This is a genomic window from Nostocoides sp. (assembly GCF_035343835.1).
GTDB classification, from domain to species: domain Bacteria; phylum Actinomycetota; class Actinomycetes; order Actinomycetales; family Dermatophilaceae; genus Nostocoides_A; species Nostocoides_A vanveenii.
The window spans coordinates 1-6,752 of sequence record NZ_DAOQZV010000179.1 but is presented as its reverse complement, the minus strand read 5'-3'; the positions used below and the strand labels follow the sequence as shown (position 1 = coordinate 6,752).

The following is a 6,752-nucleotide window of genomic DNA, read 5'->3' as shown; positions in this document are numbered from 1 at the left end:
GGCGTCGTCGGCCCACGCCGGCCGGGCCGCGCCGGCGAGGGCGAGGGTCGGCAACAAGAGGGCGGCGCGACGGGTGGTGGGGGCGGGGGGCTGGAACGGCATACGGGAACCTCTGTTGTGCAATATGGACGAGAACCGGGACCGCCGGCCGACGTCGACAGTCGGCCGAGGGTCACGGCACCGCATCCGGGGAAAGCGTGGATCAGTTGTAGAAGGAGTCCAGGTCCTTCTTGTACATCTCGGTGACCACCTTGCGCTTGACCTTCAGGCTCGGCGTAAGCTCGCCGCCCTCGACCGAGAAGTCGCTGCCGAGAATAGTGAAGGCCTTGACCTGCTCCCACCGGTTGAGGCCGGCGTTGAGCTGGTCGACATAGCCCTGGACCATCTCCTTGGCGGCCGGCGAGGAGACGACCTCTTCATAGGACTTGCCCTCGAGACCGTTCGCAGCCGCCCAACCGGCGATGCCGTCGGGGTCCAGGGTGATCAGCGCGCTGACGAACTTGCGGTCGTTGCCGTGGACCATGATCTGGCTGACATACGGGCACAGACCCTTGAAGGTCGACTCCAGCTGCGACGGCGCGACGTATTTGCCGTTCGAGGTCTTGAACAGGTCCTTCTTGCGGTCGGTGATCTTCAGGAAGCCCCGGTCGTCCAACTCGCCGATGTCGCCGGTGTGGAACCAGCCGTCCGCGTCGAGCACCTCCGCGGTCGCCTCGGGATTGTTGTGGTACCCCTGCATGATGCCCTCACCGCGCAGCAGGATCTCGCCGTCGTCCGCGATCCGCGTCTCCAGCCCGGGCAGCGGCCAGCCGACCGACCCGATCTTGTAGGCCACCAGCCGATTGACGTATGCCGCGGAGCTCGTCTCGGTCAGACCGTAGCCTTCGGCGACCAAAAGTCCCACGGAGTGGAACCAGCGGGCGACCTCGGGGTTGAGCCCTGCCGAGCCGGAGATAAAGAAGCGAACGTTCCCACCGAAGCGGTTGCGCACCGTGGACAAGACCAGCTTGTCGGCGACCTTGTGCTGAGCGGCGAGGACAGCCCCCGGCTTCTTGCCCGCGATCTGGGCATCGGAGACCTTGGAACCTACCCCGGTGGCCCAGTGGAAGAGTTTCTCCTTGGCCCCACCTTCCTTGGCCATCATCACCGAGATCGTGCCGTGCACCTTCTCGAAGATGCGCGGGACGGCCGCCATGAAGGTCGGCTGCACCTTGGGGAGGTTCTCGATGATCTTGTCGATGCGGCCGTCGATGACCGTCGGGAAACCGACCTGCAGCGGAATCGTCAGCAACTGCTTGCCGAAGACGTGGGCCAGCGGCAGCCACAGATACTGCAGGTCGTCCGGCTGCAAAATCCGGATCGCGCCGGTGGCGGCGGCCTGGTAGGTCCAGGCGCTGTGCAGCAGCCGCACGCCCTTGGGCCGGCCGGTGGTGCCGGAGGTGTAGATGATCGTTGCGAGCTGGTCGGAGGCGATGGCATCAATGCGTTCGTCGACCGCTCGCGCATTCTCGGCGAGCAGGTCGGTGCCGAGTCGGGCCAGGTCCTCCAGGCTGATCACCCAGTCGCCGTCGCCCGCACCATCGAAGACGACGACCTTGCGGACCGAGGGAATGGTGTCGCGAATGCTGCGCAGCTTCTCGACCTGGGATTCGTCTTCGGCGAAGACGACGACGCTGCCGGAGTCGGAGATGATGAAGGCGACGTCGTCGGCGATCGTCGAGGGATAGATCGTGGTGGTCGTCGATCCCGCGCACATATTCGCCAGGTCGGCGAGCGCCCACTCATACCGCGTGCCGGACGCAAGAGCGACGCGCTCCTCGGGCTCGACGCCGAGTGCGATCAGCCCGGCGGCCAGCGGGAAGACCCGGTCCTTGACCTGCTTCCACGTCACCTTGGCGTAGTCGTCGCCCTGCGGATACCAGTAGGCGACCTTGTCGGGGGTCTTGGCCACGCGGTCCCGGAAGAGCACGCCCACATTCGCCGAGCGGCTGGTCAGGGCGGTGGTGTCCAGGTCTTCGTCGGCAGGCAGGAGGGACTGGGTAGCGGGCATCGGCGACCACTTTCGCGGTTGGGTGTGCGGGTGTTGGGCCGATAGTGCCATGTTCGGGCGGCGAAATCACGTCCCGCGGTCCCGCGGGCGTCAAGTGAGACGCGATCGACGCTTGGCAGCCGAACGCGCCGCCGGGGTTTCGGGGCTGCCTGATGGGCGCGACCCAACCGAATCGCGTCAGCGAGCGTACTTCTGGACATGAGCACCGACCTCGACCCGAGCCGCGCCGACGCGGAGCTTCGGGCTCTCCTGCGCTCCGCCGCCCGGGCTACCGCACCGCCGAGCCTGCCCACGGACCTGTGGGGGCGCGGCATCCGGCGGCACCGTGTGCGTCAAGCCGCGTCGCCGCCGCCACGCTTGCCGTGCTGCTTGTCGCGATTGCCGTATGGCCGCCCCTCACCCTCGGACGCTCCTCACCGCCGCTGGGGCCCGGCGCCGTCACCTTGCACCTGCCGGACCGGATTCAGCAGGGGACGGCCGGCTTCCGGACCGCGAGCGCGTCGCACCCGAGCGGTCCAGTGTCGCTGGCCTATTCATCGGCCAAGGACTCGGGGTGGTTCGGCGGAAGCACAAATGTGCTCGTGGGCGTGAGCGGCGCAACCGGCGAACCCTTCGTGCTCGACGTCCCGGAGTACTCGGGTCAGTGGTCCAGACATCCATGCCTCCCCGATCGATGGCCCCCGCCGCCACCCCTGGGGCGAAGCACATCGGCCAGCCTAGAGTCGCGCGCCAACCTCAGCCACAGAAGCGAGGAGATTGCCAACCGAAATGCGCCGCACCGACGCAGCGTCTGTGCTCTGGGTCAGGGAGCCAGGATCGATCGACACGCGACTACGTCCTGCGCCATCGCCTCCAGCAGCGCGTCGATGGAGTCGAACTTCAGCGTCGGCCGGATGTGTGCCACGAAGTCGACCGCGACCTCTTCGCCATAGAGATCGAGATCGGTGCGGTCCAGGCAATAGGCCTCGACCGTGCGCTCGGTGCCCTCGAAGGTCGGGTTGGTGCCGACCGAGATCGCCGCGGGGAGCCGATAGTCACGGTCCGCAGGGTCCATATCAAGACGGGTGAGCCACCCGGCATACACCCCATCGGCGGGCACGACGCCGCGCGCGCGGCGCTCGAGATTCGCTGTGGGATAACCAAGTTCGCGGCCCCGGTGGTAGCCGTGGACGACGATGCCGATGACGCGGTGCGGCCGGCCGAGAATGGCGGCTGCCTCAGCCACCTCGCCAAGACGCAGATGCTCCCGCACCGCGCTGGACGACCAGCGCCGATCATCGCCTTGATCCTGGACGACGATCACCTCGAAGCCGTGACGGTCGCCGAGTTCGCGGATCAGATCGACATCACCGGTGTAGCCGACCCCGAAGCCCTTGGTGTCGGCGCCGACGACAAGGGCCGACACCCCCAAACCGTCGACGAAGGTCGAGATGATGAAGTCCTCCGCGCTCTGCTGGGCATAGGCCCGCGTGAAGGGCACGACGAGCAGGCCGTCGATCCCGGTCTCCTCGAGCAGTCGCTCGTGTAGACCGGCGGGACTGATCAACTCTGGCGCACGCTCGGGGTGCAGAACCTGGACCGGATGCGGGTCGAAGGTCAGTGCCACTGCTGGCACGCCGCGCCGGGCTGCCTCTGCCCGGAGCGTGGCGATGACGACTTGGTGGCCGCGGTGGACCCCGTCGAAGTTGCCGAAGGTCGCCACGCAGCCTTTGAGGTCCGCGGGCGTGTCGGCGGGATCGGTCCAGCGATGCACGGGCCAACTCTACGAACACGCGGCCAGGGACACGATTTCGGACCGAAGCGGGCGCTGCCTCATCACCTGGCCGGCGTGAACACGACATACGCCTGAGCAATGGCGCGTGTCTCGTCGAGCATCGCGACCAGGGCGCCGTCCGGCCCGATGGCGGCCACGGGGTCTGCTCGCCCCGGGCTCGCCGACGGGATGCGCTGACCGTATCCCAGCGCCCGCGCCTCGTCCGCGTCCACCGGGCGCGTCGCGAACGCCGCCGCAGCGTCGGCGAGTGGGATGACCGGCAACTGCTCAGGGGCGCAGGATTCGAGCGCAGCGAGGGGGTGCGCATCGCCGAGGTCGAAGCGGCCCACCCGGGCGCGGCGCAGGGCCGTCAGGTGCCCCCCGACGCCCAAGGTGGCGCCGAGGTCGCGGGCCAGGGCACGGACATACGTGCCGGAGGAGACCTCGACCTCGACGTCCACGTCGAGCATCGGCACACCGTCCACCATGACCGGCCGCTCGCCCAAGACATCGAAGCGCGCGACGGTGACCGGACGCGCGGCCAGGGCGACGTCCTCGCCGGCGCGGACGCGGGCATACGCGCGCTCGCCCTTGATCTTGATCGCGCTGACCGCGCTGGGCACCTGGTCGATCGCACCGGTCAGGCCAGCAATCGCGTCGCGCAGGCCCGCGGGCGACTCGCCCACCGCAGTGGTGGTCACGACCTCACCCTCGGCATCGTCGGTGACCGTGGTGGCGCCGAGGCGGATGGTCGCGGCATAAGCCTTGTCGCAGCCGACGAGGAAGGTCAGCAGCTTGGTGGCGCGGCCGATGCCGAGAACGAGCACGCCGGTCGCCATCGGATCGAGGGTGCCGGCGTGCCCCACCTTGCGGGTGGCGGCGAGGTAGCGGACCTTGGCGACGATGTCGTGGCTGGTCCACCCCGCCGGTTTGTCGACGATCAGCAACCCATCGGGCGCCGGCGGGCGGCGATCAGGCGTCGGCACGCTGGCCGGCGAGTTCGTCCTCGTCGTCCTCGTGCTTATAGGGGTCGGCATCACCGGCATACACGGCACCGGCCGCACTGGCGGCGACCTCGGCGTCGTGCTCGCGTGCGGCCTTGAGCAGGTCGTCGATGTGCGCGGCCGTGTCCGGCAGGGCGTCGAGGTGGAACTCCAGGCTTGGGGTGAGGCGGATACCCAGGTGCTTGCCGACGAGGCTGCGCAGCTTGCCGGTGTTCTTGGCCAGCAGGCGCGCGGTGTGCTCGCGCTGGGTGTCGTCGCCGAAGACGGTATAGAAGACCGAGGCCTGCTGCAGATCGCCGGTGACGCGCACATCGGTGATCGTCACGAAGCCCAGGTCGGGGTCCTTGACGATCGCGTCGAGATTCTCGGCGATGACATCCTTGATCCGTTCGGCGACCCTGCGGGCGCGTCCGGTGTCGACCATGGTCGATCTCCTCACTGTGCGCGGGGGTGGGATCGGGCCAGCCTATGTCAGTGACATCACGCCTCGGCACGATGCGGACGCCTGTCGGGCCGCTCGCAGCGATGGGTACCCTGGCCGGGTGATCCAGCCGGGCACCCCCGGGCCGCGCCTCGTGCGCGCCACCGCGATATCGGTGGCTGCCGTAGCCCTGGCCGCGCTGGCCCACGCCGGAATCGCCGGTATGCCGATTCCTCCCCTCGCCGGTGCGCTCGCCCTTTTGCTGACCTCGCCCATTGCGTATGCCGTGGCCGTTCGGCGGATCGGATTTGCGGGGCTGACCGGCTGCCTGGCGCTGGGCCAGGCCATCAGCCATGTCGTCTTCACTGCTGCCCACGCAACGGCTGGCGCCGGGATGCACAGCACGTCGGCGGGCACTGTCCTCGGCGCCAGGCATCTCGGGCATTCCGGCAGCGGCGCCGCCCTGACGGCGATGGAGGCGCCGACCGGGCGGATGCTCCTCGGGCATCTGCTGGCCACCCTGCTGCTGGCGGCCGCCCTTGCTTGGGGCGAACGGCTGCTCTGGGGCGCCCGGCGCTTGCTCCCCCGCCTGCCCGGCTCGCCGCGCTTGGGCCACGAGGTTGCGCGCCTGCCGGCGCTCGGTGAGGGCACGGCATACGTCCTGGGGATGGGTGCAGACCGCGCCCGCGTGACGCGTGGTCCGCCGACGCTGTCCGCGTCGCGCCCTGCCCGGCTGCTACCGCAGCCACCCGCCCTGCCGTGGCGCCTCTGTCACTGACCTCGTCGTCGGATCCAGCAACTTCCGGGCTCAGCAGCCCTCCAGCGATCCGGCATGCAGCACGTCGGTGCCCGGGGCTACGGCCGAGGCGGTTCAAACGACTCTGACCTCGAAAGGCCTTGCCATGACTACCTTTTTCGCTTTCCGCCCGATTCTCGCGGCGCTCGCGCTCGCCGGCCTGGCCGCCTGCGGCGGGTCCGGCGCCGCTACGAGTTCCAGCACGCTGCCCACCCCGCGCGCGGGGTCGGCAGCCGGCCCCTCGACCGCCCTGCGGATCGATGATCCGTGGTGCAAGGCCGCGGACGCCGGGATGACGGGCTGCTTCGCCACCCTCGTCAACCTCACCGACATCGCCATCCGGATCACCGCTGCGTCATCACCGGCGGCGGGAATGACCGAACTCCACGAGACAGTCAAGAATGCCGACGGGCAGTTGCAGATGCAGCCGGCCGCCGGCGGATTCACCCTCGCTCCGGCCCAGCAGTTCGCTCTCGAACCCGGGGCGAACCACATCATGCTGATGCAGCTCAGCGCGCCCCTGAAGAATGGCGACCCGGTCTCGATCACCTTGACGACCAGCGCGGGCCCGGCGCCCGCCACCTTCGTCGTCCGCACCTTCGCCGGGGCCAACGAGTCCTACCAGCCGTCCGGGTCCGCGAGCATGGGCGAAATGACGCACTCGTGAGCGCGACCAGCCGGCGCACCGCGCTCTTCTGCGGGCTGGCCGCGGGGGTGGGCGGTGTGGC

Annotated in this window: 6 protein-coding genes; 2 read left to right on the top strand and 4 right to left on the bottom strand. The window is 69.1% G+C overall.

Features of this window, described 5'->3' with window-relative positions:
* Positions 1–202: 202 nt before the first annotated feature.
* From PKH97_RS12120 to rbfA, 4 genes are all read right to left on the bottom strand, one after another.
* Complete coding sequence (locus PKH97_RS12120; RefSeq protein ID WP_324387724.1) at positions 203–2,050, bottom strand: long-chain fatty acid--CoA ligase; 1,848 nt, start codon at positions 2,048–2,050, stop codon at positions 203–205.
* Between the two features lie 802 nt (positions 2,051–2,852).
* Positions 2,853–3,803, bottom strand: coding sequence for a bifunctional riboflavin kinase/FAD synthetase (locus PKH97_RS12115; RefSeq protein ID WP_324387723.1), 951 nt, complete (start codon positions 3,801–3,803; stop codon positions 2,853–2,855).
* 62 nt (positions 3,804–3,865) lie between these two features.
* Positions 3,866–4,789: a tRNA pseudouridine(55) synthase TruB gene (gene truB / locus PKH97_RS12110; protein ID WP_324387722.1), complete on the bottom strand. Its 924-nt coding sequence runs from the start codon at positions 4,787–4,789 to the stop codon at positions 3,866–3,868.
* Positions 4,776–5,231, bottom strand: a complete 456-nt coding sequence (rbfA, locus tag PKH97_RS12105; protein WP_324387721.1) for a 30S ribosome-binding factor RbfA — start codon at positions 5,229–5,231, stop codon at positions 4,776–4,778. Before rbfA ends, truB begins: the two co-directional genes overlap by 14 nt.
* A 118-nt stretch (positions 5,232–5,349) precedes the next feature.
* On the opposite strand from rbfA, the gene PKH97_RS12100 reads away from it, so the two are divergent.
* Together PKH97_RS12100 and PKH97_RS12095 are read left to right on the top strand one after the other, a co-directional pair.
* Positions 5,350–6,006, top strand: a complete 657-nt coding sequence (locus PKH97_RS12100; protein ID WP_324387720.1) for a hypothetical protein — start codon at positions 5,350–5,352, stop codon at positions 6,004–6,006.
* Positions 6,007–6,130: 124 nt separating this feature from the next.
* Positions 6,131–6,691 carry a copper chaperone PCu(A)C gene (locus PKH97_RS12095; RefSeq protein WP_324387719.1) on the top strand — a complete coding sequence of 187 codons (561 nt, stop codon included), beginning with the start codon at positions 6,131–6,133 and terminating at the stop codon, positions 6,689–6,691.
* The last annotated feature ends 61 nt before the right edge of the window (positions 6,692–6,752 follow it).